At 74.1% G+C, this 24,191-nt stretch carries 25 protein-coding genes, 7 tRNA genes and 1 pseudogene; 23 read left to right on the top strand and 10 right to left on the bottom strand.

Annotated elements, in window-relative coordinates:
- Window position 1: 1 nt before the first annotated feature.
- The 7 genes from AB0B76_RS28880 (at window position 2) to AB0B76_RS28850 (ending at window position 9,703) form a co-directional block, all read left to right on the top strand.
- Window positions 2–625: a hypothetical protein gene (locus AB0B76_RS28880; protein ID WP_360381433.1), complete on the top strand. Its 624-nt coding sequence runs from the start codon at window positions 2–4 to the stop codon at window positions 623–625.
- Complete coding sequence (locus AB0B76_RS28875) at window positions 626–1,579, top strand: hypothetical protein (RefSeq protein ID WP_360381431.1); 954 nt, start codon at window positions 626–628, stop codon at window positions 1,577–1,579. It begins immediately after the preceding gene.
- Window positions 1,576–4,890 (top strand): beta-L-arabinofuranosidase domain-containing protein, encoded by a 3,315-nt coding sequence (locus AB0B76_RS28870; protein ID WP_360381430.1) that lies wholly within the window; start codon window positions 1,576–1,578, stop codon window positions 4,888–4,890. The genes AB0B76_RS28875 and AB0B76_RS28870 overlap by 4 nt, the downstream gene beginning before the upstream one ends.
- Before the next feature lie 85 nt (window positions 4,891–4,975).
- The gene (locus AB0B76_RS28865; RefSeq protein WP_360381429.1) at window positions 4,976–7,195 is read left to right on the top strand and encodes a DUF6055 domain-containing protein; all 2,220 of its coding nucleotides are present in this window, start codon (window positions 4,976–4,978) and stop codon (window positions 7,193–7,195) included.
- Between the two features lie 71 nt (window positions 7,196–7,266).
- Window positions 7,267–8,022, top strand: coding sequence for an alpha/beta hydrolase (locus tag AB0B76_RS28860; RefSeq protein ID WP_360381427.1), 756 nt, complete (start codon window positions 7,267–7,269; stop codon window positions 8,020–8,022).
- A 42-nt stretch (window positions 8,023–8,064) separates the two neighbouring features.
- Window positions 8,065–9,177: a serine hydrolase domain-containing protein gene (locus AB0B76_RS28855; protein ID WP_360381425.1), complete on the top strand. Its 1,113-nt coding sequence runs from the start codon at window positions 8,065–8,067 to the stop codon at window positions 9,175–9,177.
- 103 nt (window positions 9,178–9,280) lie between these two features.
- Window positions 9,281–9,703 carry a nuclear transport factor 2 family protein gene (locus AB0B76_RS28850; RefSeq protein ID WP_360381423.1) on the top strand — a complete coding sequence of 141 codons (423 nt, stop codon included), beginning with the start codon at window positions 9,281–9,283 and terminating at the stop codon, window positions 9,701–9,703.
- Here the strand turns inward: AB0B76_RS28850 and AB0B76_RS28845 are convergent.
- On the bottom strand, window positions 9,690–10,118 hold the full coding sequence (locus tag AB0B76_RS28845) for a hypothetical protein (protein ID WP_360381421.1): 429 nt from the start codon (window positions 10,116–10,118) through the stop codon (window positions 9,690–9,692). The two genes, AB0B76_RS28850 and AB0B76_RS28845, sit on opposite strands and share 14 nt — an antisense overlap.
- An 8-nt stretch (window positions 10,119–10,126) precedes the next feature.
- Here AB0B76_RS28845 and AB0B76_RS28840 point away from each other — a divergent pair, with 8 nt between their 5' ends.
- Window positions 10,127–10,306, top strand: a complete 180-nt coding sequence (locus AB0B76_RS28840; RefSeq protein ID WP_360381420.1) for a hypothetical protein — start codon at window positions 10,127–10,129, stop codon at window positions 10,304–10,306.
- Window positions 10,307–10,327: 21 nt separating this feature from the next.
- Here the strand turns inward: AB0B76_RS28840 and AB0B76_RS28835 are convergent, their stop codons facing one another.
- Genes AB0B76_RS28835 through AB0B76_RS28825 form a run of 3 tightly spaced genes read right to left on the bottom strand, consistent with a single transcriptional unit; the run spans window position 10,328 to window position 12,658 of the window.
- Complete coding sequence (locus AB0B76_RS28835) at window positions 10,328–10,876, bottom strand: alpha-ketoglutarate-dependent dioxygenase AlkB (RefSeq protein WP_360381418.1); 549 nt, start codon at window positions 10,874–10,876, stop codon at window positions 10,328–10,330.
- 10 nt (window positions 10,877–10,886) lie between these two features.
- Entirely contained in the window at window positions 10,887–11,537 is a 651-nt protein-coding gene (locus tag AB0B76_RS28830) for a response regulator transcription factor (RefSeq protein ID WP_360381417.1), read from the bottom strand.
- Window positions 11,534–12,658 (bottom strand): sensor histidine kinase, encoded by a 1,125-nt coding sequence (locus AB0B76_RS28825; protein ID WP_360381415.1) that lies wholly within the window; start codon window positions 12,656–12,658, stop codon window positions 11,534–11,536. The genes AB0B76_RS28830 and AB0B76_RS28825 overlap by 4 nt, the downstream gene beginning before the upstream one ends.
- Window positions 12,659–12,785: 127 nt before the next feature.
- Here AB0B76_RS28825 and AB0B76_RS28820 point away from each other — a divergent pair, with 127 nt between their 5' ends.
- A complete protein-coding gene (locus AB0B76_RS28820) occupies window positions 12,786–14,357 on the top strand; it encodes an FAD-dependent monooxygenase (protein WP_360381414.1) in 1,572 nt (523 codons plus the stop codon).
- Window positions 14,358–14,466: 109 nt separating this feature from the next.
- Here AB0B76_RS28820 and AB0B76_RS28815 read toward each other — a convergent pair whose 3' ends face one another.
- The 3 genes from AB0B76_RS28815 to AB0B76_RS28805 all read right to left on the bottom strand — a co-directional run bounded on the left by AB0B76_RS28815 (window position 14,467) and on the right by AB0B76_RS28805 (window position 16,448).
- Complete coding sequence (locus tag AB0B76_RS28815) at window positions 14,467–14,706, bottom strand: hypothetical protein (RefSeq protein ID WP_360381412.1); 240 nt, start codon at window positions 14,704–14,706, stop codon at window positions 14,467–14,469.
- Between the two features lie 55 nt (window positions 14,707–14,761).
- The gene (locus tag AB0B76_RS28810) at window positions 14,762–15,496 is read right to left on the bottom strand and encodes an SGNH/GDSL hydrolase family protein (RefSeq protein WP_360381410.1); all 735 of its coding nucleotides are present in this window, start codon (window positions 15,494–15,496) and stop codon (window positions 14,762–14,764) included.
- A gap of 67 nt (window positions 15,497–15,563) precedes the next feature.
- A complete protein-coding gene (locus AB0B76_RS28805) occupies window positions 15,564–16,448 on the bottom strand; it encodes an NADP-dependent oxidoreductase (protein WP_360381409.1) in 885 nt (294 codons plus the stop codon).
- Between the two features lie 149 nt (window positions 16,449–16,597).
- On the opposite strand from AB0B76_RS28805, the gene AB0B76_RS28800 reads away from it, so the two are divergent.
- Window positions 16,598–16,966 (top strand): helix-turn-helix domain-containing protein, encoded by a 369-nt coding sequence (locus tag AB0B76_RS28800; protein ID WP_360381663.1) that lies wholly within the window; start codon window positions 16,598–16,600, stop codon window positions 16,964–16,966.
- Here the strand turns inward: AB0B76_RS28800 and AB0B76_RS28795 are convergent.
- Entirely contained in the window at window positions 16,933–17,622 is a 690-nt protein-coding gene (locus AB0B76_RS28795) for a hypothetical protein (RefSeq protein ID WP_360381407.1), read from the bottom strand. The two genes, AB0B76_RS28800 and AB0B76_RS28795, sit on opposite strands and share 34 nt — an antisense overlap.
- 143 nt (window positions 17,623–17,765) lie before the next feature.
- On the opposite strand from AB0B76_RS28795, the gene AB0B76_RS28790 reads away from it, so the two are divergent.
- From AB0B76_RS28790 to AB0B76_RS28780, 3 genes are all read left to right on the top strand, one after another.
- Complete coding sequence (locus tag AB0B76_RS28790; protein ID WP_360381405.1) at window positions 17,766–18,896, top strand: histidine kinase; 1,131 nt, start codon at window positions 17,766–17,768, stop codon at window positions 18,894–18,896.
- Window positions 18,897–18,901: 5 nt separating this feature from the next.
- Complete coding sequence (locus tag AB0B76_RS28785) at window positions 18,902–19,558, top strand: response regulator transcription factor (protein WP_360381404.1); 657 nt, start codon at window positions 18,902–18,904, stop codon at window positions 19,556–19,558.
- A gap of 143 nt (window positions 19,559–19,701) precedes the next feature.
- On the top strand, window positions 19,702–20,493 hold the full coding sequence (locus AB0B76_RS28780) for an SDR family oxidoreductase (protein WP_360381402.1): 792 nt from the start codon (window positions 19,702–19,704) through the stop codon (window positions 20,491–20,493).
- On the opposite strand, the gene AB0B76_RS28775 is transcribed toward AB0B76_RS28780, so the two are convergent.
- The gene (locus AB0B76_RS28775; protein WP_360381400.1) at window positions 20,490–20,903 is read right to left on the bottom strand and encodes a DNA-binding protein; all 414 of its coding nucleotides are present in this window, start codon (window positions 20,901–20,903) and stop codon (window positions 20,490–20,492) included. The two genes, AB0B76_RS28780 and AB0B76_RS28775, sit on opposite strands and share 4 nt — an antisense overlap.
- A gap of 68 nt (window positions 20,904–20,971) precedes the next feature.
- On the opposite strand from AB0B76_RS28775, the gene AB0B76_RS28770 reads away from it, so the two are divergent.
- A complete protein-coding gene (locus tag AB0B76_RS28770; protein ID WP_360381398.1) occupies window positions 20,972–21,613 on the top strand; it encodes a hypothetical protein in 642 nt (213 codons plus the stop codon).
- On the opposite strand, the gene AB0B76_RS28765 is transcribed toward AB0B76_RS28770, so the two are convergent.
- Window positions 21,610–22,593, bottom strand: coding sequence for a DUF2332 domain-containing protein (locus AB0B76_RS28765; protein ID WP_360381397.1), 984 nt, complete (start codon window positions 22,591–22,593; stop codon window positions 21,610–21,612). The genes AB0B76_RS28770 and AB0B76_RS28765 overlap by 4 nt on opposite strands.
- Window positions 22,594–22,937: 344 nt before the next feature.
- On the opposite strand from AB0B76_RS28765, the gene AB0B76_RS28760 reads away from it, so the two are divergent.
- From AB0B76_RS28760 to AB0B76_RS28720, 9 genes and pseudogenes are all read left to right on the top strand, one after another.
- Window positions 22,938–23,010, top strand: a tRNA-Pro gene (locus AB0B76_RS28760).
- A gap of 4 nt (window positions 23,011–23,014) precedes the next feature.
- Window positions 23,015–23,091: transfer RNA gene (locus AB0B76_RS28755), tRNA-Thr, on the top strand.
- A gap of 79 nt (window positions 23,092–23,170) precedes the next feature.
- A tRNA-Arg gene (locus tag AB0B76_RS28750) sits at window positions 23,171–23,243 on the top strand.
- Between the two features lie 13 nt (window positions 23,244–23,256).
- Window positions 23,257–23,330, top strand: a tRNA-Val gene (locus AB0B76_RS28745).
- A gap of 16 nt (window positions 23,331–23,346) precedes the next feature.
- A tRNA-Val gene (locus AB0B76_RS28740) sits at window positions 23,347–23,420 on the top strand.
- Window positions 23,421–23,422: 2 nt separating this feature from the next.
- Window positions 23,423–23,499, top strand: a tRNA-His gene (locus AB0B76_RS28735).
- A 1-nt stretch (window position 23,500) separates the two neighbouring features.
- Window positions 23,501–23,578, top strand: a tRNA-Arg gene (locus AB0B76_RS28730).
- 91 nt (window positions 23,579–23,669) lie between these two features.
- Window positions 23,670–23,840: pseudogene (locus AB0B76_RS28725) on the top strand (sigma factor); the annotation flags it as partial.
- A gap of 32 nt (window positions 23,841–23,872) precedes the next feature.
- A complete protein-coding gene (locus AB0B76_RS28720) occupies window positions 23,873–24,073 on the top strand; it encodes a hypothetical protein (RefSeq protein ID WP_360381666.1) in 201 nt (66 codons plus the stop codon).
- The last annotated feature ends 118 nt before the right edge of the window (window positions 24,074–24,191 follow it).

Genomic DNA, 24,191 nt, shown 5'->3' with positions numbered 1-24,191 from the left:
CATGAACGCACGCGCTCGACTGCACGTGGCCACCGCCACGGCCGTGCTGGCGGGAAGCACCGCCTTCGCGGGCGTCGCCGCCGCCGATCCCGGCGACTCCAGCGACGTCCAGGTCACCGTCGACATCCCCGCCATCCACCAGCCCGGAGTGCTGGCCCTCACCGTCGCCGGCAACGCCGTCACGCTGGCGGAGAACGGCTCCACCGCCCTGGTGCGCCAGTTCACCGGCACCCTGCCGAAGGTCACCGTCACCGACACCCGCACCGCCCAGGAGATCCCGGCCGGGGCGAGCTGGGCGGTGCTGGGCACGTCGAGCAACTTCACCGGCACCGCCGGGCAGCCGGCGATCACCGCCGACCACCTCGGCTGGAAGCCGCACCTGATCGACGGCGGCGACACCGGCCAGGTCGCGGAGGGCGAGGAGGTCGTGACCGTCCTCGACGACCCGACCCAGCCGGGCAACAACGTCGGCCTCAAGGACCAGGAGCTGCTGGTGTCCACGTACGACTCGGCGGCCGTCACCGGCGGCTCGTACGACGTGAACGCCGACCTGTTCCTGCGCACGCCCTCGGACGTGGCGGCCGGCTCCTACCACGCGACAATCACCGTCTCCCTGTTCGAGTAGATGGGTGGCCTGCCGGGCCGGACCGCGGTGGTGCTCGCCGCGGTCCTGGCCGTGCCCCTCGCCCCGGTCCCCGCCTTCGCCGACGCCGTCACGTGGACGGTGCAGCCCGCCACCGAGGCCGGCCCCGACGGCCGGCGGTGGGTCGAGCGGACCCTGGACCCGGGCCAGGTCGTCACCGAGCACATGGCCGTGCGCAACATCGGCAAGGCGTCCGCGGTCTTCGCCCTGTCCGCCGCCGACGGGTACCTCACCGACAAGGGCCGCTTCAACATGCTCCCCGCCGACCAGCGCTCCAAGGACGGCGGCACCTGGATCGCCGTGCAGCGCAACGTCACCGTCGGGCCGAACGAGACCAAGGTGGTGCCGTTCACCATCACCGTGCCGCGCGACGCCGCCCCGGGCGACCATCCGGCCGGCATCGCCGCGTCGGTGCTCAGCAGCTCCGGCACGGTGTCGGTGGACAGCCGGGTCGGCTTCCGGGTGATGCTGCGGGCCGGCGGCACCGTCACCCCGAAGGTGTCGGCCGACCGCCTCACCGTGCGCTACGAGCGTTCGTGGAACCCGCTGCGCTCCGGCACCCTCCACATCGGATACTCGACCACCAACACCGGCAACATCCGGGTCGAGCCCCGCGCCCGCGCCGAGGTCACCGAGCTGTTCGGGGCCAACGTCCGGGCCCGCGACGCCGGCGGCGGCGAGCTGCTGCCCGGCGGCGCCCGCACCGACGGGACGACCGTCGGCGGGGTGTGGGCGCTGGGCCGCGTCCGCACGGCGGTCACCGTCACCGGCGCCGGCCCGCCCGTCACGGTCGCGGTGAGCTCCTGGCTCGTGCCGTGGCCGCAACTGCTCGTCGTCCTCGCACTGGTCGCGCTGTTCCTGGCCTGGCGCCTGCACCGCCGGCTGCTCGAGCGCGCCCGCCACGAGGGCCGTCTCTCCGCGGAAGGAAGCCCATGACCGCCATCAAACGCCGCACGCTCCTGCAGGCGTCCGCCCTCGGCGCCGCCACCGCCGCGCTGGCCCCCGAACTCTCCGGGGCCGCCGCCGCGGCCACGGCCGCCGCCGTCCCGCCCCAGCCGGGGCCGGGCGGCACCGCCCCCGTCCGCCCGTTCCAGCTCGGCGAGGTCAAGCTCGGCGGCGGCCTGTTCCAGGAGAAGCGCGACCGGACCAAGGCGTTCCTGCGCGCGTACGACGAGCGCCGGTTCCTGGTGCTGTTCAACAACCAGGCCGGCCGGGCGAACCCGGCGGGCGTCGCGGTGCCGGGCGGCTGGGAGGACGGCGGGCTGCTCAGCGGCCACTGGGCCGGGCACTACCTGACCGCCCTCGCGCAGGCGTACGCCGACCAGGGCGAGGCCGTCTACAAGGCCAAGCTGGACTGGATGGTCGGCGAGCTGGCCGCGTGCCAGGCCGCCATCACCGCCCGGATGGACGCCGGGCCGGGCGGCGGCGGGGAGCAGCCGCCGCCGTCGATCGGGCGGGTCCCGGGCCGCTTCGGCAACGCCCTCAAGCTCAACGGGGCGAGCAAGGCGCAGTACTGCACCCTGCCCCAGGAGGCGATCAACCAGCTCACCGACTTCACCATCGCGACCTGGATCAACCTCTCCTCCACGGCCAGCTGGACCCGGCTGTTCGACTTCGGCCAGGGCACCACCGTGAACATGTTCCTCACCCCGCGGGCGGGCGTGACCGGCAACGTGCCGCGCTTCGCCATCACCGTCGGCGGCTCCGGCCAGGAGCAGCAGATCAACGGCAACGCGGCGCTGCCGACCGGCCAGTGGGTGCACCTCGCGGTCACGCTGGCCGGCAGCACCGGCATGCTCTACGTCAACGCCCAGCCGGCCGGCACCAACACCGGCATGACGCTCAACCCGTCCCGCCTCGGCAACCCGGGCAACCGGTGGATCGGGCGGTCGCAGTACGGCGACCCGTTCCTGGACGCGACCGTCGACGAGTTCCACATCTTCGACCGCGCGCTGAGCCAGACCGAGCTGCTGACCCTGCTGGACTCCCCGTCCGGCAGCACCGGCGGCGGCAACATCGCGTGGTACAAGTTCGACGAGACGGACGGCAGTGCGCTCAAGGACGCCTCGCCCAACGGCCGCGACGCCGGCATCGTGGCCGCCTCCACCGCCGGGGCGGCGGACTGGGTGCCGACGTTCCCCGGCTACCTCGGCGCGATCCCGGAGGACGCGGTGCTGCGCCTCGGCCCGCCCCGGTGGGCCGTCTACGGCGGCAACGCCGAGACGAACACCTGGGCGCCGTGGTACACCCAGCACAAGATCATGCGCGGGCTGCTGGACGCGTACTACCACGCCGGCAACGCCCAGGCCCTCGACGTCGTCACGAAGATGGCCGGCTGGGCCCATCTCGCGCTCACCGTCGGCGACAAGAACCACCCCGACTACCCGGGCCCGCTGACCCGCGACGACCTCAACTACATGTGGGACCTGTACATCGGCGGCGAGTTCGGCGGGGCCAACGAGGTCTTCCCGGAGATCTACCAGCTCACCGGCGACGCCCGGCACCTCGAGACCGCCAAGTGCTTCGACAACCGCGAGTCGCTGTTCGGCGCGTGCGTGGACAACCGCGACATCCTCGTCGTCACGCCGCAGAACCGGCCGGGCCGCCGCCGCGCCGAGCGTCTGCACGCCAACACGCACGTGCCGCAGTTCATCGGCTACCTGCGCATCTTCGAGCACGGCGGGGGAGCGGAGTACTTCACCGCGGCCAAGAACTTCTACGGCATGGTGGTGCCGCACCGCATGTTCGCCCACGGCGGCACGAGCGGCAACTACCCCGGCTCCAACAACAACCTCGAGCTGTTCCAGAACCGCGACGACATCGCCGGCTCGGTGCCGACCAGCGGCGCCGAGACCTGCACCACGTACAACGTCATGAAGCTGGCCCGCAATCTCTTCCTGCACGAGCACGACCCCGCCTACATGGACTACTACGAGCGCGGCCTGCTCAACATGATCCCCGGGTCGCGGGCCGACACCGCGCCCACCGGCGACCCGCAGGTGACCTACTTCCAGCCCCTCGCCACCGCCACCGTGCGCGGCTACGGCAACACCGGCACCTGCTGCGGCGGCACCGGGCTGGAGAACCACACCAAGTACCAGGAGACCGTCTACCTCAAGTCCGACGACGGCGGCACGCTGTGGGTCAACCTCTACCTGCCCTCGACCCTCACGTGGGCCGAGAAGGGCTTCACCGTCACGCAGACGACGGCGTACCCGCGGGAGGACCACACCAGGCTGACGTTCGACGGCACCGGGCCCCTCGACGTGCGGCTGCGGGTGCCGGGCTGGGTCCGGCGCGGCTTCACCGTCACCGTCAACGGCACCGCGCAGAACCTGGACGCGCGGCCCGGCTCCTACGTGACGCTGAGCCGCACCTGGAGCCCCGGCGACGTGGTCGAGATCCGGATGCCGTTCAGCATCCGGGTCGAGCGGGCCATCGACCGGCCCGACACCCAGGCGCTCTTCTGGGGCCCGGTCCTGCTGCAGATCCTCGGCAGCCCGGGCGCCGGGGCGGCGTGGCGGGAGCTGTCGCTGTACCGGTACCTGAAGCTCGACGGCGACTACTCGCGCGCGGCGGTCACGGCCGGGGCGGTCACGGCGGCCGGGGACCCGGCGTTCACGGCGGGCGGGTTCGCGCTGCGGCCGTACTACGTCGCCGACAACCAGGCCGCGTCGTCGTACTTCCGCCGGGCCGAGCCGACGATCGTCTTCGGCTCGGCCGACACCGGCGTGCCCAACCGCAAGCGCAACGACGGGCTGCCCGCCTACGACGTGCCCGTCTCCGGCGTCACGTCCCCCGGCACGGACGGCCCGACCCTGCTCGACCTGCTGTGGGACCGGGCCCCGTTCGCGAGCCACGCCCAGTTCGTCGCCGCGGTCACCGAGCTGGCCGGCGCGCTGCTGAGCGCGGCCGAGCGCGACACCGTGGTCGCGGCGGCGGTCGCGGCCGAGCGGGAGCTGGCCACCGGGCCGGCGCTCGCGGTCGAGGTCGAGGCGCGCACCCAGCGCATCGGCGCGACGATGTACGTCTCGGTCAGCGCGCGCAACGCCGACAGCGTGCCGCTCACGCTCGAGCTCGTCACGGCGTACGGCGCGCGCACGGTTGCCGGGGTGGCGCCCGGCAAGTCGGCGTACCAGTCGTTCAACTCCCGCCTCGCGTCGATCCCGTCCGGCACGGTGACGGTGAAGGCCACCGGCGTGGTGGCCGGGCAGACGGTAACGGCACAGGTGGAGGCCGCGTACTGATGTAATTTTCGGGCCTGGAAGGGCCGTGCACCGGCTCTTCCAGGCCATCCTTGCGCCGAAAAGGTTTTCGGACCAGATTGCGGCTATGACCCCCATCCATCCCCGTCTACGCCGCCGCGTCTGGCTGGCGCCGGTGCTCGCGCTCGTCGTGATCGCCGGCGTACTCGTCGCCCTGCAGGCGCGGCCGGCCTCCGCCGCCACGAAGTCCGTCTACATCCCGGCCCGCTGGACCCAGACCGGCGAGGTGCCGTGGGCCCAGAACCGCACCAAGGAGTCGAACAACTTCATCCTGCTGTGGGGCGAGAAGTCCGGCACCACCCCGACCTCGGCGCCGTCGCCCTACAACTTCGACCCGAACAGCATCATCACGCAGCTGGAGAACCTGTACTCGTTCTACGTGAACACCATGCAGTTCACGCCGGAGCAGGGGCTGCTCGCGCAGTACAAGATCGTCGTCATCGTCACGAACACGTGGAACCGCACCGAGCTCAACGCCTGGGCGACCGGCGGCTCCGTCGACGGCAAGGTCGGCGTCATCAACATCGACCCCAAGGCCGCGCTGCCCGGCTCCTGGGGCCTCGCGCACGAGCTCGGGCACGTGTTCCAGAACTACACGTTCCTGGGCCGCTCCGGCTATGGCTTCACCGACGCCAGCGCGGGCACCTTCTGGGAGACCAGTGCCGAGTTCATGGCCATGCAGGCGCTGCCCACCACCGCCGCCGGTGACCTGAGCCGCTGGCTGCGCTCGGAGAACCTCTACTACAGCTCCAGCCGCCACCACTACGGCAACTGGATGCTCGCGCAGTACATCAAGGACCGCGACGGCCTCGCGATGTTCAACCGCATCTGGAACGAGGCGAAGAGCAACGAGCACCCGCTGGAGACGTACCGTCGCATCACCGGCATCACCCAGGCCGAGCTGAACCGGCGCGTGGGCGAGTACGCGACCCGCACGGTGACGTACGACTTCGGCAACAAGTCCACGCTGATGCCGTTCATCAACAACGTGTACGGCGCGGGCTTCCTCAACAACGCCTACAACGGCGGCAACGTCGAGGCGGTCGACGCCTCGCTCGGCCACTTCCGCATCAACTCGCGCGTCGCCCCGTCGGACTACGGCTTCAACAAGATCAAGCTGGTCCCGGCCACCGACGGCGGCCTGGTGAAGCTGCGCCTGCGCGGCCACGCCGAGACGGGCGCGACCGGCTGGACGTTCGGGCTGGTCGCGGTCAGGAACGGGACGCCGCGGTACTCCCCGCTGACCACCGGCACCGACGGTCAGATCGACTTCCAGCTGCAGGCCGGCGAGAAGGACGTGTGGCTGGTCGTCACCGCGACCCCGAGCGCCGTGCCGCACTACGCGTTCCTCGACGGGTACAACAAGGCCCGCCGCTTCCCGTACGAGTTCCGCGTCTCCGGCGCCACCCCGTCCGGCTTCGAGCCCGGCTACGTGAAGCCGGCCGCCACCAACGGCGGGCACTGGCACTCCAACGGCGGCGGCTGGGTCGCGGGGAACGCGAGCGTCGCGTCGACCGCCTACGTCGGCCCGAAGGCCGCGGTCTACGCCGGCACCGTGACCGGCAACGCCCGCATCGAGGGCCTCGGCTGGGTCAACGGCGGCACCGTCGGCGGCAACGCCGTCGTCAAGGACAACGCGCTCATCCAGGGCGGTGCGAACCTGTCGGGCAACATCGTGGTCGGCGGCGACGCCGAGTTCGCGATCGCCTGCAGCTCCGGCACCTACCTCGCGTTCAACCCCGACCGCAAGTGCGACGGCGGCGGTGGCGAGACCGACATCAACCCGTCCTTCACCGGCTTCAGCAGCGCCGACCTGGCCATCGGCGGCGGCACCACGACGCCGCCCCCGACCGTTGGCGTGAACGTGGCCGGCCAGGCGACGCCGTCGGCGTCGTACACGTCGTCGTGGGAGTCGGTGAACGCCATCAACGACGGGATCGACCCGCCGTCGTCGAACGACACCGTGAACCCGCGCTGGGGCACGTGGCCCAACAGCGGGCAGCAGTGGGCCGAGCTGCAGTGGTCCTCGGCGCAGTCGCTGAACAAGGCCCAGGTGTACCTCTTCGACGACAACCAGGGCATCGACGTGCCGTCGAGCTGGAAGCTGCAGTACTGGAACGGCAGCGCCTACACCGACGTGCCGGGCGCCTCGGGCTACACCGTCAACGCGAACGCGTACAACACCGTGACCTTCACAACGGTTTCGACGACCCGGTTGCGGGTGGTGCTGCAGTCCACCGGCACCAGCTCGGTCGGCCTCCTGGAGGTCAAGGCCTTCACCGCCTGACCCGCTCACCGGATCTCCCCCGCGACAAAATTCCCGGCGCGGGGGAGATCCGGCTGCTAAAAGCATCACCTATGCATGCTGTGCAGTTCACCGCGGAGACATCGGCCAACGGTGTCGTCGAACGCGACTTCGTCGTGGGCGACGTCCCCGGCGTGCTCTGGTCGCCCGCGTCCGGCCCCGATGGCGCACCCCTGGTGCTCATGGGCCACGGCGGCGGCCTCCACAAGAAGACCCCGGCCCAGGCGGCCCGCGCCCGCGACGCCGTCACCCGCTGGGGTTACACCGTCGCCGCCATCGACGCGCCTGGGCACGGCGAGCGACCCCGCACGGCCGGGGACGAACAGGCCCGCGCCGAGATGCGGGAGGCGGTCGCGACCGGCGACAACCACCGCTTCGAGAAGGTCAGCGTCGCCTACGCCCGGTCGCTGACCGAGCGCGCGGTCCCGGAGTGGCAGGCCACGCTCGACGCCCTGCAGCGGCGGCCCGAGATCGGCCCCGAGGCGCCGGTCGGCTACGGCGGCGGCGTCTCGCTGGGCACTGCGATCGGCATCCCGCTGACCGCGGCCGAACCCCGGATCACCGCCGCGATCTTCGGCGGCGGGTTCTTCGTGTACGACGACCTGCTCGCCGCCGCGCGGCGGATCACCGTCCCGGTCCAGTTCCTGCTCCCGTGGGACGACGCGTACGTCGACCGCCGCACCACCCTCGCCCTGTTCGACGCCTTCGCCTCGCCCGACAAGACGCTGCACGCCAAGCCGGGCGACCACCGCAGGATCCGCTGGTCCGGGGTCGACGACGGGTTCCTGCCCCGGCACCTGCGCCGATAAATCGCTGGAAGCCGGCGCGGCCCGGGGCGGATACTGCGGGCCATGCCGGGCTTCGCGGAAGAGCGGTTCGCGCCGCTGCGCAAGGTGTTCGAGGACAGCGTCGCCAGCGGGGCCGAGGTCGGCGCCGCGGTGTGCGTGACAATCGACGGGGAGACCGTCGTCGACCTGTGGGGCGGCCACGCCGACGCGGCCGCGACCCGCCCGTGGGAACGCGACACCATCCTCAACGTCTACTCGGTCACGAAGACCATGGCCGCCCTGACCGCGCTGCTGCTGGCCGACCGCGGCGAGCTCGACATCGCGGCGCCGGTCGCGCGGTACTGGCCCGAGTTCGCGGCCAACGGCAAGGACGCGATCACCGTCGCGCACGTGCTCAGCCACTCCTCGGGCCTGTCCGGCTGGGCGGAGCCGATCACGGTGACCGACCTGTACGACTGGGACAAGGTGACCGCGCTGCTCGCCGCGCAGGCGCCGTTCTGGGAGCCGGGCACGGCCAGCGGGTACCACGTCGTCACCCAGGGGTTTCTGATCGGTGAGGTGGTCCGCCGGATCACCGGCCGCACCCTCGGCACCGTCTTCCGGCAGGAGATCGCCGAGCCGCTCGGCGCCGACTTCCACATCGGCCTGCCCGCCGAGCACGACGCCCGGGTGGCCGAGCTGATCCCGGGCTCCACCGACACCATGCCCTTCGCCGACCCGACCGAGCTGCAGCGCAACGCGGCGCTGCCCAAGCTCGAGGTCGCGGACACCCGCACCCGCGCCTTCCGCGGCGCCGAGATCCCGGCCGGCAACGGCACCGGCAACGCCCGCTCGGCCGCCACCGTCCTGGCCGTGCTGGCCAACGGCGGCGAGGCCGCCGGCCGGCGCCTGCTGTCGGAGGCCGGCGCCCGCCGCGCCCTGGAGGTCCAGGTCGAGGGCCGCGACCTCATCCTCGAGATGCCGGTGCGGTTCGGCCTGGGCTTCGCCGTCAACGGCGGCATGATGCCGAACCCGAACACCATCTACTGGGGCGGCATGGGCGGCTCGATCGTCATCGCGGACCTCGACGCGCGCCTGACCTTCGCCTACACCCCGAACAAGATGGCCACGACGATCGCCGACACACGCGGCTTCACCCTGCTCATGGCGGCGTGGGAGGCGGCGGGTCACCTGTAGCGATGACGGGGCGCGGGTACGCGGCGGGCGGGGTCCCCGGCGGCTACCGCACCCCGAAGCGTCGAGCGCGGTTGAACGGCCCGGAGCGGGGAATGGTCCGACCGTGATTGCCGACCAGCGGACCCGCGCCGCGATCGAGGAGCACTGGCGGGCGTCGGAGGCGGGCGACCTCGCTGCGGAGCACGACCTGTACGCCGAGGACGCGATCCTCGACTACCCCCAATCGGGCGAACGGTTCCGTGGTCGCGCCACGATCGCCGCCCAGCGCGGCGCCCACCCCGCCGAGCGGCACTTCACCGTCCTGCGCATCAGCGGCGGGGGCGACCTGTGGGTGAGCGAGTGCGTCATCACCTACGACGGCACGCCGACCTACTCGGTGAGCCTCATGGAGTTCGCCGACGGCCGGGTCGCGCACGAGACCCAGTACTTCGCGAGCCCCTTCCCGGCGCCGCCGTCCCGCGCGGAGTTCGCGGAGCGAATCCCGGGCCGCCCGGCCGCGGTGAGGGGTCGCGTCAGGTCAGCCTGACGAGGGCCAGGTCCCACTGGCCGTGCGGGTCCTCCCATGCGGCCACGACCTCGCCGGACGGCAGCGCGCCGGCGTCGGGGTCCACCGGGTCGAGCTCGGTGCCCTCCTCGTCGAGCCGCGCGACGAGCTTCTCGGCGCCCGCGACGGTGTCGTCCGTGACCAGGCGCATGCGCACGACGCGCCAGCCGCCCGGCGGAGGCAGTTCGAGGTCGCGGCCGAGCACCCGCGCGCCGCCGGCCTCGAACAGCGAGGTGCTGGCGTCGATCTCGGCCGGGCCCTCGTCGGACAGGCACACGTCGTCGTGGACGAAGGCCCGCTCGCCGCGCAGGACCTGCGGGTCGAGCCAGGCCTCGAGGCGGTCCAGGCCCGCCTCGTGGATGAAGTTGCCCCAGGCGTACAGCGCGTACTCGGCCATGGTCGGCGATGTTAGCCGGACCGGGACGAGCGACGTACCGGCTCCTGCCCAACCTGATCGACCGGATCTGGGCGCGCCGGATCGGCCCCGGCAAGGTCTTCGACCTCGAGCTCCCGCTGGACGAGGCCGCCGCCGGGTATCGCGCGATGGACGGCCGCGACGCGATGAAGGTGCTGTTGCGGCCGTGACCCCGCCCGGCCGCCGGACGCTCACCGGCCGGTGAGGACGGTCCGGAAGGTCACCGAGACGCGGCGGGCGCGGGGCACGCGGCCGCCGTCCGGGGCCGGGTCGCTCTTGCGGGCCGCGATGGCGTGGCGCCACTCGTACCGCGACGGGCCCGTCATCACGCACAGGCTCCGCGCGGCCAGCGGCACGCCGACCCGCACGCCGCCGTGGCCGAACTCCATGACGCACGCCGAGCCCAGGCTCACCGCGGCCACCGCCGGGCCGAAGCACGGCACGCAGTCGGTGTGCGCGCTGATGCCCTGGCCCGGCTCGTACTCGTTGACGATGACCTGGTCGGGTGCGAAGTCGAGGCGGGCGGTCAGCGGCGCGGCCCACAGCGGCAGCGGGGTGCGCTCGCCGGCGGCCACGGCGCGGCTGGTGTAGTCGTAGCGCACGCCGTAGTGCTGGACGCGGCGGCGCAGCTCCGTCGACCAGGCGCTCGCGTCGATGGCGGCGAGCAGGGCGCGCTCCTCGTCGGGGGCGATCCAGTCGGGGGTGTACAGCAGGCCGGGCACCTTCGAGGCTTCGGACACGCGTTCGAGACTAGTCCTCCCGCGCCACCCCGTGCTCCCACGCCCACGCCGCGATCTCGACGCGGTTGCGCAGGCCCAGCTTGGCCTGGATCGTCGACACGTGGCTCTTCACGGTGCTCAGCGAGATGAAGAGCGCGGCGCCGACCTCCTGGTTGGTGCGCCCCCGCGCGATGAGCTGGACGACCTCGGTCTCGCGCTCCGACAGGCGTGACTCCGACAGGACCGTCCGCGCCGGGCGTTTCAAGTGCCGCAGCAGTCGTACCGTGATCGACGGCGACACCAGCGCGTCGCCCGCGTGCGCGGCGCGGACCGCCTCGACCAGCAGCGCCGGGCCCGCGTCCTTGAGGATGAAGCCGACCGCCCCGCCCTGCAGCGCGCCGTACACGTACTCGTCCAGGTCGAACGTCGTGACCACGATGACCCGCAGCGGGGCGGCCACCCCCGGGCCGGCCAGCGCGCGGGTCACCTCCAGCCCGTCGAGGCGGGGCATGCGGATGTCGACGAGGCACACGTCGGGCTTCAGCCGGCGGGCGGCCGCGATCGCCTCGACGCCGTCGGCGGCCTCGGCCACGACCTCGATGTCGCCGGAGTCCTCCAGGATCAGCCGCAGGCCGCCGCGGACCATGGCCTGGTCGTCGGCGATGAGCACGCGGATCGTCATCGGGGCAGCCTCGCCTCGACGCTCCAGCCGTGCGGCGCCCGCGGGCCGGCGCGCAGCTCGCCGCCGAGCGCCTCGACCCGCTCCCGCATGCCGATCAGCCCGAAGCCGCCGGGGCGCGGGGCCAGGCCGGCGCGGGCCGGCGAGGGAGCGTCGTCGGTCACCGACACCGTCACGCCGGCCGGGGACTGGGCGACGCGCACGCGCACGGTCGCCGCCTGGGCGGCGTGCCGGGCCACGTTGGTGAGCGACTCCTGCACGATGCGGTACACGGTGCTGGTCAGCTCGGGCGGCCAGGCCGTCCCGGCGTCGGGGATCTCCAGGTGCACCGCCCGCGCCTCCCCGTCCTCGAAGCGCCGCACGAGGGCCTCCAGCCGCTCCGGGCCGCCGCTGGCCGGGGCCGCGTCGCCGGCGTCGCGCAGCAGCGACACGATCCGCCGCATCGCCGCCAGCGCCTCCAATCCGGCCTCCTCGATCCCGGCGATCGAGCCCTCCAGCCGCTCCGGGTGCCGCCGCGCCACCACCCGGGCCGCCTGCGCCTGCACGACGATCCCGGTGACGTGGTGGGCGACGACGTCGTGCAGCTCGCGCGCGAGGGCGAGGCGCTCCTCCCGGCGTACCCCCTCGGCCAGCTCCTGCCGCCGGTGCCCTTCCAGCCACCGCCACAGCCCGCCGCCCACGCCCGCGACCCACGCGAGCACGTCGGCGACGGCGACGACGGTGGCCCCGCCGGACGAGTGGTGCGCCGAGAGCAGCGGCCCGGCCGCGAGCACGAGCAGCGCCCCGCCCGCGACCCCGGCGGCGGCCCGGGGCTCGAGCCGGCGCACGGCGTTGCCGGCGAGCACGGCGAGCCCGAGGGCCAGGGCCGGCTGCGGCTCGACCGGCAGCCCGGCGACCCGGGCCGCGACGACGGCCGCGACCGCGACGGCGAGCCCGATGCCGGCGGTCACCAGCGGCGCCCGCCGGCGCAGCAGCGCGACGGCGAGGACGGCCGCGCCGGCGAGCAGCCCGGGCGCCCAGTAGAGCCCGCCCCAGCTGGCCGCGAGCGCGAGCGCGGTGGCGGCGAGCAGTGCGCCGCCGCCCACCACGAGCGCCAGGTCGAGCACGCGATTCCAGGCCGTCACGCGCTCCAGGCTACGGAAGTGCGGATCCCGGCGGACCGGTCAAAAGTACGGGCGGCCGCTCCGCCCCCGGAACCGGGGGGCCGAACGGCTGTTCTGCACGGTCGCCGCGCGCCTCCACAATCACCAGGTGGCGGCGGTACTGCACACGCCCGTGCTGATCGTGGGCGCCGGCACGGCCGGGGCCGTGCTCGCGCTGGAGCTCGCCCACCACGGGGTGGCGAGCACGGTGCTCGACGCGCCCGGGGCCGAGCCCGCCGGGCTGGTGCACATCGGCGGCCGGAGCATGGAGCTGCTGCGCCGGCTCGGGCTCGCGGCCGGCATCCGCCGGGCCGGGCTCGGCGCCGACGAGGCCACCGACATGGTGTGGAGCCGCCGCCTCGACCGCCCGCCCGTCCTCGTCGCGCAGCGGCCCTCGGTGCATGAGCTGGTGCAGCGGTACGCCACCGTCAACGACGGCACCGCCCCGGCCGAGCACCATCAGCAGATCGCGCGGGGCCCGCTCGCCCAGGTCCTGCGCGCCGCGCTGCGGGCCGCGCCCCTCGTCGACCTGCGCGAGGGCTGGGCGTGCACGGCCGTGCGCGTCGGCGAGGACGGGGCCGCGGTCACGGCGGTCGGCGAGCCCGACGGCGTGCAGCACGCGATCCGCGCCCGGTACGTCGTGGGCTGCGACGGCCCCGCCAGCGTCGTGCGGCGCTGCGCGGACATCGGGCTCGACGCGCTGCCGGGGGCGCACACGGCGTACCGTGCCATCTCGTTCCGCAGCCGGGACCTCGCGCTGCACTCGCGCGGGCCGGGGCTGTCCACGCTCGTCGTCGGCGCACTCACGCTGCTGTCCCGCCCCGAGCGGCACGTCTGGGTGGGGCACCGGCCCGTCGGGGCGGGGGAGCCCGCCGACCCGGCCCGGCCGCTGTTCGAGGGCCTGGGGGCCGCGGTCGAGGTGCTCGGCGTGCGGGAGTGGGACGACACACTGCCGGTGGCGCAGGTGTACCGCCGCGGCCCGGTCTTCCTCGCCGGCGAGGCCGCGCACGCGTTCCGCCCGGCCGCGGACGCGGCCGACACGGGCATCGGCGACGCGGTCGACCTCGGGTGGAAGCTGGCCGCGGCGTGCCTCGGGTGGGGCGGCCCGGCGCTGCTGGACAGCTACGAGGCCGAGCGGCGCCCGCGCGCGCTGATGGACCGGGAGCTGCTGGCCCGCGGGCTGGAGACGGGGCGCCGCTTCGCCCGGCTGGCCGCCGCGGGCGCGCCGCAGGACTACCTCGCCGCGTTCCTGCGCCAGGAGCCGGCGCTCGCCGACGACATCGGGATCGGCTACGGCGGCCGGTACGCGTCCTCGCCCGTCGTCTGGCACGAGCGCGGCAGCCCGCCGGTGCCGCACGGGCAGCGCATCACGCCCAGCACCTGGCCCGGCGGCCGGCCCCCGGCCGTGCGCCTCGCCGACGGCGGGCAGCTCTTCGACCGGTTCGGCCCGCAGCTGACCCTGGTCGACCTGACCGACACCGGCGAGGGGCGGGCCCTCGCGGGCGTCGCCAGGACCCGCGGGCTGCCGGTGACCCACCTGCCCGTACACGACCCGGCGGTGCGCGCCTGCTGGGGCCGCCGGCTCGTGCTGGTGCGGCCCGACCAGCACGTGGCCTGGCGTGACGACGCCGTGCCGGAGGACTGGGACGCGGTCCTCACCCGGGTCTGCGGCCGACTCTAACCTTTTCCTACACGAATGCGCGTTTCTTTCGTATATGTGGGTGATTGCGGGGTTACGCCGGATACGTTCGCGCTCGGCGGTGGGGCGCCATCAACACCGCCGAGCCGGGTCAGGACATCGTGGTGATCGGCAACGGGTTCGCCGCCTTCTCGACGGCGACGATCACGCTCGGCACCGTGGTCACCGACGGCAACGGGAACTTCAGCAAGCCGGTCACCGTGCCGCGCTCCCTGGCCGCCGGCGTGCACACGCTTGTCGCCCAGGGCGTCGCGCCCTCGGGGAACCCGCGCGCGATGAAGCTCACCGTCACGGTGGCGACCGCGGCCGCCGCGGGCCGCCTGGCGGTCACCGCCGCGCCCTACCGGGACCGCGGTAACGCTGCCGGGGCGCCCCGGGGCTGCGTTTCAGCTCCGGGGCGTCGCGGCGGGGCCGGTGCTCCCGGCCGGGGTGAGTGCCGGCTTCAGCGCCGCCGCCCACACCCGCGCCATCTTGGCGAACCCGGCGGCCGTCGGGTGGACGCCGTCGTCGAGGTCGCCGGGCGTGAGCGCGTCGCGCATGTCGACGAAGTGCACCCGCGCGCCCTTGTCCCGCACGATGCCGGGCAGCGCCGCGTTGAACGCCGCCGCCCGCGCCTGCGCCGCCCGGTCGTCCAGCGGCAGCAGCGACGCGACGTACACGTCGGCGCCGGGCGCGGCCGCGATGACGTGGTCGATCAGCCCCGACATCCGCTGGGGCGCGTGCTCCACGTCGTAGTTCAGCAGCATGTCGTTGGTGCCCAGCTGCAGGAGCACGAGGCGCGGGCCGGCCGCCCGCACCCACTCGGTGGCGCCGGCGTCGATCTCGTCGATGCGGTAGCCGCCGTGCCCCTCGTGGTCGCGGTCGGGCAGGCTCGCGGGCCCGCTCTGCTTCGAGCCGACGAAGTCGACGCGCACGCCGGCCGCGGTGAGCTGCCGGTACAGCTCCGTGCGGTAGGCGCCGGGGGACTCGTCCCCGTCGGTGATCGAGTCGCCCAGCGGCATGATGCGCACCACCGGCCCGTTCGGCGCGGCCGATCCCGCCGCCCCGCCCGGTGGCGCGGCGTCCGCGCAGCCGGCGGTGATCAGGGCGGCGGCCAGCAGCATCGTCGTCGCGCGTCGCACGCCACGATTGTGCCCGCCGCCGCCCGATCTGTCCGACCCGGGACCGTCCGCCGGGCCGCCGGCCGGGTCAGGGGATCAGCACCAGCTTGCCCCGCAGGCCGCCGGTCTCGACCCGGCGGTGCGCCGCGGCCGCCTCGGTCAGCGGCAGGCGGTCGGCGACCCGGGTCACCAGCCGGCCCGCGGCGAGCTCGCCCAGCAGCGCGGCCAGGCCGGCCGAGGACGGCACCACGTGCACCGTCTCCACCCGGACGCCGCGCTCGGTGCGCGGCTCGCTCGGGTCCGTCACCGCGACGAACGCCCCGCCGTCGCGGACCGCGGCGAGCACACCCTCGGTGCCGGCCGCGTTCAGGGCGCCGTCGAACGCGCCCGCCGGCAGCTCGGCGCCGCGGGAGAGGACCTCCTTGGCCCCGAGGCCGGCCACGAACGCCTCGTCGCCGCCGGAGGCGACCGCGGTCACGTCCAGCCCCGCGGCCGCGGCCAGCTGCACCGCGAAGCCGCCGACGCCGCCGCTGGCCCCGGTGACGAGCAGCCGCGCCCCGGCCGGCAGGGCGAGCAGCTCCAGGGCCTGCTGGGCGGTGAGACCGTTGAGGGCGACCGTGGCCGCGTCGACCGGGTCGACGCCCGCCGGGATCGGAGCCAGCCACGCCGGGTCGGCGAGCAGGGCCTCCGCGTAGGTACCGGTGCGGCCGCCCTCGTCGAACCACGGCACCAGGCCGGCGACCGCGGTGCCGTCGGCGGTGGTCCCGGCGAAGTCCCAGCCGAGCAGGAACGGCGGGTTCAGGCCGGGCAGCAGGCCGGACATGGCGCCGGCCCGGGTCCAGACGTCGACGGGGTTGACGACGGCGGCGGTGACGCGGACCGGCACCCGGCCCGCCTCGGCCGCCGGCTCCGGACGCTCGGCGACCCGCAACCGCTCGGCGTCGCCGTACCCCGAGACCTCGACTGCGCGCATTGCTTCCTCCAAGGATGCTTGGTTTCCGACGTCGAAAGCCTGCCCCGGGGCAGGTACTGTCAGGAAGTAGGTACCTTTTAGTGCCTATACCACCCGGAGGGGCTCACGTGACCAAGACCGCCGAGCAGCGCCGTGCCGACGAGCGGATCATGTACGACGCGTTCATGGCCGCCTGCCCGACCCGCCAGGTCTTCGCCACCATCGGCGACAAGTGGGCCGGGCTGGCCGTCAACGCCCTGGCCACCGGCCCGATGCGGCACGGCGAGCTGCGCACCCGCATCGCCGGGGCGAGCCAGAAGATGCTCACCCAGACGCTGCGGACGCTCGAGCGCGACGGGTTGGTGACCCGCACCGTCACCCCGTCGGTGCCGGTGCGGGTCGACTACGAGCTGACGCCGCTCGGCCGCACCCTCGTGCCGATCCTGCGTGCCCTCAAGGACTGGTCCGAAACCCACATCGGCGAGATCCTCGAGGCCCGCGACGACTACGACACCAGGACCGTCTCCGCGGCCGGCTGAGCCGCCCCGACCCGGGCCCGGCCGAGCACCCGCCAGCCGGCGAAGCCCATCGCGGCGAGCATCGGCAGGGTGCCCACCGCGGGCAGGATCGGGGTGTCGTACGGCATGAAGAGCATCCCCGCGTAGCCGGCGACGATCGCGGGCACCGCCCACCAGCCCACGACCCCGGCCCGGGCGAGCCCCACGAACGTCACCAGCAGCGCCAGCGACACCAGCGGCCCCGGGTTGAACGCCAGCTGCTCGGCCGGGTGCGCGAGTACCTTGTCGGAGACGAGCACCGCCTGTTCGATCGGCAGGTTGCGCCCGATCTCCATGTGGAACCAGTCGGACAGCAGCGCCCCGGACATCTGCAGCAGCCCGAGCGCGCCGAGCAGCGCCCCGGTCACCGTGACCACGGCGCCGCGGCGGCCGCGCACCAGCAGCGGTACCGCCAGCAGCCCCGCCCCCATGAGCAGGTTGCCGTAATGCAGCAGCAGAGCCGACAGCTGGGTGGTGAACGGGTCTGCGGCGAGCGAGCGCAGGTAGGAGGCCTTGGTCTCGTCCACCTCGGGGGGCGACGTGGCCAGGCCGGCGAAGAAGCAGGCGGCGCCCGCGAGCAGGGCGGCGCCGGCGGCGAAAAGCATGACCCGCCGGGCGGGAGAGGTTTCGTTCGTCATGCCGGAAACGCTAGGGAGATCGCCGCCCGAACTCTGCCCGCGCGCGGCTCGACTCCCGTCCCCCCGGCGACGGACCCGGCGTCGTCACGGTGTCCGTCGTACGGCCGACCCGGCGACTGACCTGGGCCGTTTAGGCTCGCCGCATGGACGGCAAGATCGTGCCCCTCGGCCTGGCCGCGGCCCTCGCGGTGATCGGCACCGCCGAGATCCTGCTCGACGGGCAGTTCTCCGCCGCACCGGCCGCGCCCGCCGCCACCCTGGCCGCGGTGGCCGGGGGCATGGTGCTTGCCGCGTGGCGTCCCCTGGCCGGGGCGGCGGTGGTCGGGCTCGCCTTCCCCGTCGCCGTCCTCGGCGGGCTCGACGGCCCGACCGGGGCCGCGGTCCTGGGCTTCTTCGCCGCGCCGGGCTGGGCCGGGTACCGGGTCGCCCGCGCCTCCTGGCGGGCCCCGCTCGCCCTGCACCTGCTGGCCGGCGCCGGCACCTGGGTCGCGGGCCGCGCCGCCGGCTCCACCGTCGCCGGGCTGGGCGCCCAGGCCTGGGAGAACATGTTCTTCGGGCTGCTGGCCTGGGGCGCGTGGGGCGTCGGTCTCGTCGCCCGGCGGCTGCGCGACCGCGCGGAGCTGCTGGCCCGGCTCAACACCGCGCTGGACGCCGAGCGGGAGGCCCGCGCGCACGCCGCGGTCGCCGAGGAGCGCCGCCGCATCGCTCGCGACATGCACGACGCCGTCGCCCACTCGATCAGCGTGATGGTGCTGCAGCTCGGCGCCGTGCGCAGCACCCTGCCGGCGGGCACGCCGCAGGCCGAGATGCTAGAGGGCGCCGAGCGGCTCGGCCGGGAGTCGGTGCGGGAGATGCGGGCGCTCGTTGGCATCCTGCGCGACCCGGCGGCGGCGTCGCCGACGCTCGCCCGCGCCGAGGAGCTCGTCGGCGAGGTCCGCGCGGCCGGCCTGCCGGTCACCCTCACCGTGGACGGCGACCTCGACGACCTGCCGCGGACCCTCGACATCTCCGCCTACCGGGTGCTGCAGGAGGCGCTGACCAACGTGCTGCGCCACGCCGGACCCGTCCCGACCACGGTCGTGCTGCGCCGGGAGCCGGGGTGCGTCTCGCTGACCGTCGACAACGACACCCGGGACGCCCCGGGCGGCGACCCGCCCGGCTTCGGCCTGATCGGCATGCGGGAGCGCGTCGCGGCGTCCTCGGGCACGCTGAGCGCGGGGCGGCGGCCGGGCGGCTTCACCGTGCGGGCCGTGTTTCCCCTGGCGGCGGTGTGATCCCGGTGATCCGCGTGGTGGTCGCCGACGACGAGGCGATGATCCGGGCCGGGCTGCGCATGCTGCTCGACCACCAGGACGACATCGAGGTCGTCGGCGAGGCCGCGGACGGCCCGTCCGTGCGGGCGGAGGTGCGCCGCAGCGCCCCCGACGTCGTCCTGCTCGACGTGCGCATGCCGCGCGGGGACGGCATCGAGGCGGCCCGGCACATCCTCGCCGAGTCGGCCGCCCGGGTGATCATCCTCACCACGTTCGACGAGGACGAGGCGGTGCGGGCCGCCCTGCGCGCCGGGGTGAGCGGCTTCCTGCTCAAGGTCGCCCCGCCCGAACAGCTCGTGCACGCCGTGCGCACCGTCGCCGCCGGCCAGGCGCTGCTCGACCCGGCCGTCACGCTGCGGGTCATCGAGTCGTACGCGTCCGCGCCCGCCGCCGACCCCCGCGCCGCCGCCCGGCTGGCCGAGCTCACCGAGCGCGAGGTCGACGTGCTGCGCCTGGTCGCGCGCGGCCAGTCCAACGCCGAGATCGCCGCGACGCTCTTCCTCGGCGAGGCGACCGTGAAGACGTACGTCTCGCGGATGCTGACCAAGCTGGGCCTGCGCGACCGGGTGCAGGCGGTCGCGTTCGCCTACGAGAGCGGTCTCATCCGCCCCGGCGCCGTGTGATTGCTTGACTTCGGCGGCCTCGTGCCGATGTCCGGTCATGGCCGAGACCAGGGTCGAACCCGCCGACCGCGACGCGGCGCTCGAGGCGACGATCGCGCGGTACGTGCTACCGGCCCACCGTCTTCCCCTGACATCCTGACCGGATGGATCTTCCTCTGTCGGGCCGCGCCGCGCTGGTGACCGGGGTCAGCCGGCGGGCCGGGATCGGCTACGCCGTCGCCCGCCGCCTGGCCGCCCTCGGCGCGAGCCTGTACCTGCACCACTTCGTCCCGCACGACCGCGACCAGCCCTGGGGCGCCGACCCCGGCGGCCCGGACGCGGTCGCCACCGGCGTGCGCGAGGCGCTGGCCGGCCCGGACGCCCGGCTCGCCCACGGCAGCGCCGACCTCGCCGACCCGGCCGCGCCCGAGCGCCTCGTCGCCGCGGCGCACGCCGAGCTCGGCCGGCTGGACATCCTCGTGTGCAACCACGCCCGCAGCGGCGGTGACGGCCCGCTCGGCGCCCTCGACGCGGTGATGCTCGACATGCACTACGCGGTCAACACCCGCGCCACGATCCTGCTCGCCCAGGCGTTCGTGGCCCGCCACGACGGCGGGCCCGGCGGCCGGATCGTGTTCATGACCTCGGGCCAGGACCTGGGCCCGATGCCGGGCGAGGTCGCGTACGCGGCGAGCAAGGGCGCCGTCGCCTCCGTCACCCGCACCCTGGCCGACGAGGTGGCCGGCCGGGGGATCACCCTCAACACGGTCAACCCGGGCCCCGTCGACACCGGCTACGCCTCGCCCGACGACCTCGAGGCCGTGCGCCACCACTTCCCGACCGGCCGCTGGGGCGAGCCCGACGACCCGGCCCGCCTCATCGCCTGGCTCGCCACCGACGACGCGGCCTGGATCACCGGCCAGGTCATCAACACCGAGGGCGGCTTCCGCCGCTAGAGCTCCTCCGCCCGGGCCGTGAGCCGCTCGTAGCGCTGCCGAGCCGCCTGGGGACTGCCCAGCCCCAGGCTCAGCGCGATGTCCTGCCAGGTCATCCCGCGGTCCCGGGCGGTCTGCAGCAGGTACCGCTCGGTGAGGTCCAGCTCCGCCCGCACGTCCGGTAGCAGCGTCAGCGCCGCGACCAGGTCGGACTCGTCCAGCGGCGGCTCGCCGGGCTGCGGCGGCACCGCGCCCGCGGCCATGGCGGCGGCGACCCGCACCACCTCGTGCGGCGCGGGCACGCCGGCGTGCACGTGCCGCGACCGCAGCTCCGGCGAGCCCGCGTGCCGCGCCGTCAGGTGGGTCAGCGCCGCGTACACCCGCTCGGCGCGCCGAGCGGCAGGGTCGGGCCGGTTCAGGAGTTCGCTCATGCCGATACCGTATCAACGTTTAGTTTTCAACACAATGTTCAAACGACGCGGTGTGGTAGACCGGCAGGATGCGGATCGCGGCGCGGTACAACGGCCCACCCGGCTCGGGCAACGGCGGCTACAGCGCCGGCCTGCTCGCCACCCAGCTCGGCCTCGCCCCCGCGGAGGTGACGCTGCGCCGCCCGCCGCCGCTGGACGTCGACCTGCGGCTCGACGGTGCGCTGTTCCACGGCGATGAGCTCATCGCCGAGGCCCGTCCCGCACCGGCGGAACGGCCGGAGGTTGTACCGCCGGTGCCGCTGGACGAGGCCGCCGAGGCGACGAAGCGCTACGCCGGCCTCACCAACCACCCGTTCCCCACCTGCTACGTGTGCGGCACCGACCGCGCCGACGGCCTCGGCCTGCGCCCCGGCCCCGTGCCGGGCGACCGCACCGCCACCCCCTGGCTCGTCCCGGCCGGCGTCACCGACGTGACCATGTGGGCCGTGCTGGACTGCCCCGGCGGCTGGTCGGTCATCGGCGACGGCCGCCCGTACGTGCTGGGCCGCCTCGCCGTCTGGATCGACGCGGTCGCCCGGCCCGGCGACACCTGCCTCGTGATGGGCCGGTTCCTCGGCGGCGAGGGGCGCAAGGCCCAGGCACTGTCCACTGTGTACGACCCGGCCGGCACCGCGATCGCCGTCGCCCGCGCCACCTGGATCGCCATCTAGGAAACGAGGGGCCGCTGCCACGAGCCGTGTATCGCGGTGAACGCCAGGGGCCGCCCGTCCAGCGCCAGCACGTACGCGACCTCGTCCCGCGGCGGCGGCTCCGGCAGCCGCGCCGCGATGGCCGGGAACACGTGCGCCATCTCCTGCGACAGCCAGTGCCCGGGCAGCGTGCGCACCCGCGCCGCGAACGCGCTGCGCGCCGGCTCCGGCACGTAGTCCACCACCGCCGTGTGCAGCACCACCAGCGTCGCCCCGGCTGGCGCCTCGGCCGCGAGGGCGTCGAGGCGCTCGTTGAGGTCCCCGGCCACCACCCGCGGCGGGTCCCGCCGGGCCAGTTCGAGGGCCGCGTCCAGCCGGGCCCGCCGATCCCGCTGCTCCGGCCAGACCAGCGCCCGCAGCCAGCGCGCGTCCTCCTCGTCGGTGACGTCGAGCGGGTTCAGGTCGATCCCGGCCCGCCACGCCACCGCGACCGCGCCCGGCGTCACCGCCGGCGCCGGCCCGTCGACCCGGCAGCGCAGCACCGGCGCACCGTCCTCGGCGCCGCCCCGCGTGACGCTTCCATCGCTTCCCGTGTACTCGTACCCGTACCGGTCCGCCAGCAGGCACAGCCCCGCCGACGCCCCGACCTCCAGCAGCGCGAGCGGCTGCGGCAGCGCGGCGAGCGCCGGGTACAGCCCCGCGCACCGCCCCGGCTCGTTGGTCTGCGTCCGCCGGGCGAGCATCACCGCCACGACCTCGTCGCGCCGCCCGAACACGATGTCGCGCAGCCCGCGGTACCCCTCCGGCGTCCCCGCGACCAGCCGCGCCGCCGCGAACAGCAGGTTGGGCTGCCGCTTCTCCGGCGGCAGCCCCTCCAGCACCTCGAGCATCCCGGCGTCCCCGGCCACACCCAGCGCGAGCCGCTCGTACAACGGCGAACTCCCGCGGGCCATCACGTTCGCGAAGAACCGGTAATCCTGGGCCGTGCCGTCCAGGCTCATGCCCCCGAGGTTAGATCGGCCATTGCCGCGCGTCGAACCCGAGCGGCGCCCCTCTCGCTGTTGCAGCAAATTAATCCATTGCCGGGGTGGCATTTCCCGCGTACTGTTGTCTACGTCGAACCGCAGCGCCCAACATGCCGAAGGAGGAGCCCGAGATGAACACCCGACGAGTGGTTGTCATTCCGACTCCCCGACCGCATGTCATTCCCGTGATCCGTCCCACGGGCCGGTGGCGAGGGTAGGCTGACCAGCCTCAACCTCGACCGCCCGCCCCGAACAGGGACCCGGGCGGTTTTTTGTGCGCCTTCTCCCTGCGCAATTCTTTGTGCATTCTTTCTTCACCTCGGAAACGACCGGCGCGGTGACCGGACCTGGCTTGGGACCAGGAAGTGCGGGGTTCGACTCCCCGGTTTCCGACGATGCCGATGTAGCTCAGAAAGGAAGAGCGCTGTCCTGGTACGACAGAGGCCGCCGGTTCGACTCCGGCCTTCGGCTCCACCCCGTCGCGGCCTGCAGGTAGGGGCGCCTCGCCGATAACGAGGCGACAGTTTGGTTCGAGTCCAACCGACGGGACGATGCCCCGGTAGCTCAGCGGAGAGAGCAGCGGCCTACGGAGCCGCGTGTCGCAGGTTCGAATCCTGCTCGGGGTGCGCAGCGAGTTGGACCCTGGTAGCTCAGATGGCCAGAGCGCCGTCGTGACAGGACGGAGGCCGCCGGTTCGAGACCGGCCCGGGGTACGGCAAGGCAGGAAAGGTCCGCGTAGCTCAGCCGGAACGAGCGCCGCTTTCACACGGCGGAGGTCCCAGGTTCGAACCCTGGCGCGGACACGGTGACCATGGTGTACGGGACGGTGCACATCAGATTGTGGCTCTGAAGGTCCGGGTTCAAGTCCCGGTGGTCACCCCATACCCTCGTGGCTCAGTTGGACGAGAGCACCGGCATGCGAGGCCGGAGGTCGCAGGTTCGAATCCTGCCGGGGGTACCAAAAGAGCCGCCGGAACTGGGCTGTAAGAATCGGGAGCGGGCGCGCATTACCTCGTGACGAGACACCTTCGGCACGAAGGAGCACAGGGCCCGTGAAGCATCCTCCCGACGACAGCCGTCGGTTCACCAGCATCTACCACGGGCATCACCGGCAGGTGTATGCGTACGCGGTGAGCCGAGTCGGACGTGACCTTGCCGATGACGTTGTCGGCGACACCTTTCTCACCGCGTGGCGACGGCTCGACGCCGTGCCGGATGAGCGGCCGGCCCGTACCAGTCCTCGATCGCCACTGCCATGGTTGCTCGGCGTCGCGCGCAACGTGCTGGCCGCGGTGACAGCGGCGTCGAGAGCCAGCAGCGGCTCATCGTCGACCCGGCGACCGGTCAGGCGCTCGGCCTGGAGTCCTGGACGAACGGCAAACGCGGCAGCTACACGGCGATCCTGAAGGCGGAGTGGTCGAACGGGGCCCTGCCGGCCGCCACCGACCTGAACTGATCCTCCCCTGCCCGAGCGTCGCGGGCGTGCCACGGGGCCATGGCCCGCCGCCGCGAGCAGGCCCAGCGCTCCGAGGACCACGCCCGCCGGCTGGACAGCCTGACGCCCCGGGAGCGCG

It is taken from the genome of Dactylosporangium sp. NPDC049140 (assembly GCF_040648435.1).
The sequence above is the reverse complement of the archived record's forward strand: the minus strand, read 5'-3'. Positions and strand labels throughout refer to the sequence as shown.

Excerpts from the sequence above, each read along its gene's own strand:
- AB0B76_RS28775 (WP_360381400.1), bottom strand. The coding sequence starts at position 20,903 with ATGAGCGAACTCCTGAACCGGCCCGACCCTGCCGCTCGGCGCGCCGAG.
- AB0B76_RS28795 (WP_360381407.1), bottom strand. The coding sequence starts at position 17,622 with ATGACGAACGAAACCTCTCCCGCCCGGCGGGTCATGCTTTTCGCCGCC.
- AB0B76_RS28855 (WP_360381425.1), top strand. The coding sequence starts at position 8,065 with ATGCCGGGCTTCGCGGAAGAGCGGTTCGCGCCGCTGCGCAAGGTGTTC.
- AB0B76_RS28845 (WP_360381421.1), bottom strand. The coding sequence starts at position 10,118 with ATGGCCGAGTACGCGCTGTACGCCTGGGGCAACTTCATCCACGAGGCG.
- AB0B76_RS28805 (WP_360381409.1), bottom strand. The coding sequence starts at position 16,448 with ATGCGCGCAGTCGAGGTCTCGGGGTACGGCGACGCCGAGCGGTTGCGG.
- AB0B76_RS28830 (WP_360381417.1), bottom strand. The coding sequence starts at position 11,537 with ATGACGATCCGCGTGCTCATCGCCGACGACCAGGCCATGGTCCGCGGC.
- AB0B76_RS28800 (WP_360381663.1), top strand. The coding sequence starts at position 16,598 with ATGTACGACGCGTTCATGGCCGCCTGCCCGACCCGCCAGGTCTTCGCC.
- AB0B76_RS28765 (WP_360381397.1), bottom strand. The coding sequence starts at position 22,593 with ATGAGCCTGGACGGCACGGCCCAGGATTACCGGTTCTTCGCGAACGTG.
- AB0B76_RS28720 (WP_360381666.1), top strand. The coding sequence starts at position 23,873 with ATGGTTGCTCGGCGTCGCGCGCAACGTGCTGGCCGCGGTGACAGCGGC.
- AB0B76_RS28840 (WP_360381420.1), top strand. The coding sequence starts at position 10,127 with ATGTTAGCCGGACCGGGACGAGCGACGTACCGGCTCCTGCCCAACCTG.
- AB0B76_RS28770 (WP_360381398.1), top strand. The coding sequence starts at position 20,972 with ATGCGGATCGCGGCGCGGTACAACGGCCCACCCGGCTCGGGCAACGGC.
- AB0B76_RS28870 (WP_360381430.1), top strand. The coding sequence starts at position 1,576 with ATGACCGCCATCAAACGCCGCACGCTCCTGCAGGCGTCCGCCCTCGGC.
- AB0B76_RS28790 (WP_360381405.1), top strand. The coding sequence starts at position 17,766 with ATGGACGGCAAGATCGTGCCCCTCGGCCTGGCCGCGGCCCTCGCGGTG.
- AB0B76_RS28860 (WP_360381427.1), top strand. The coding sequence starts at position 7,267 with ATGCATGCTGTGCAGTTCACCGCGGAGACATCGGCCAACGGTGTCGTC.
- AB0B76_RS28880 (WP_360381433.1), top strand. The coding sequence starts at position 2 with ATGAACGCACGCGCTCGACTGCACGTGGCCACCGCCACGGCCGTGCTG.
- AB0B76_RS28780 (WP_360381402.1), top strand. The coding sequence starts at position 19,702 with ATGGATCTTCCTCTGTCGGGCCGCGCCGCGCTGGTGACCGGGGTCAGC.
- AB0B76_RS28875 (WP_360381431.1), top strand. The coding sequence starts at position 626 with ATGGGTGGCCTGCCGGGCCGGACCGCGGTGGTGCTCGCCGCGGTCCTG.
- AB0B76_RS28865 (WP_360381429.1), top strand. The coding sequence starts at position 4,976 with ATGACCCCCATCCATCCCCGTCTACGCCGCCGCGTCTGGCTGGCGCCG.